The sequence below is a fragment of the Agrobacterium sp. DSM 25558 genome (assembly GCF_900100825.1).
In the GTDB taxonomy this organism is placed as follows: domain Bacteria; phylum Pseudomonadota; class Alphaproteobacteria; order Rhizobiales; family Rhizobiaceae; genus Agrobacterium.
Window position 1 is genome coordinate 1 of the sequence record NZ_FMUD01000094.1, and the last position, 851, is coordinate 851.

2 protein-coding genes are annotated in these 851 nt (G+C 57.8%); both read left to right on the forward strand.

Annotation, left to right across the window (positions count from 1 at the left end; all coding sequences use genetic code 11):
• Nucleotides 1–494 (forward strand): OST-HTH/LOTUS domain-containing protein (locus DSM25558_RS27625; protein WP_200800810.1); only part of this gene is annotated, 494 nt, incomplete at its 5' end.
• Between the two features lie 11 nt (nt 495–505).
• On the forward strand, nt 506–814 hold the full coding sequence (locus DSM25558_RS27630) for a mobilization protein (protein ID WP_077107793.1): 309 nt from the start codon (nt 506–508) through the stop codon (nt 812–814).
• Nucleotides 815–851: the final 37 nt, after the last annotated feature.

Genomic DNA, 851 nt, shown 5'->3' on the forward strand with positions numbered 1-851 from the left:
GCATTCGCGAACAGGGCGTCACAGTCTACGGTTTTGGAGAACGAAAGCCCCCTCGCCCTTTCATCACTGCCTGCGACAAGTTCGTCTATTTCGACGTCCTCAATGCGTCGGTCGAAGAACCTGCAACCGCCGAACCAACGTCGGCACGAGCGGCAATCGAGAAGACCGCCACGAAGGAAATTTCAGGTCTGACCACAGAGGCAGCAACTGTCGAGCCAGCCGTGCCCCAGAAGAGCAAAATCGACAAAGCCCTGATCAGCATGCTGAGCAAGGCCGTCACCGCGACCGCCGACGAAGATGGCTGGGTCAATCTCGGTGCGGTCGGCTCTCATGTCGCAAAGCAATCGCCCGAATTCGATTCCAGAAACTACGGCTTTGCCCGTCTCAGCGATCTGGTCGAGGCCACGGGAAAATTCGATATTGACCGATCCGGCAGGACGCAGAAAGGTGTCCTCATCCATCTCAAAACGGTGCCCACCACGACGAAAAAGTGAAAGGATCAACTGTGGCAAGAAAATCGATCGAACAGCGTCTGGCTGAGCTGGAGGCGCAACGCTCGGCACTCAAGGCACGTCTGTCGAAACAGGACCGGACAAACGATACCCGTCGCAAGGTCCTGCTGGGTGCGCTCGTCCTGCATCGGTTGGAAAACGCCAATGATCCGGAGTTCACCAAACGACTGGGCGACTGGTTGCGCCGCGAGCTGCCCGGCTTTCTCACCCGCGAGAATGACAAGGCGCTCTTTGCCGATTTGCTTGGATCACAGCCGGCCAACGCACCAGAGAACAGCAACGGTACAGAGGCCTCGTCATGAGCCGAGCGACGCTTGCATGGGCTGCGTTCAAGAGCAT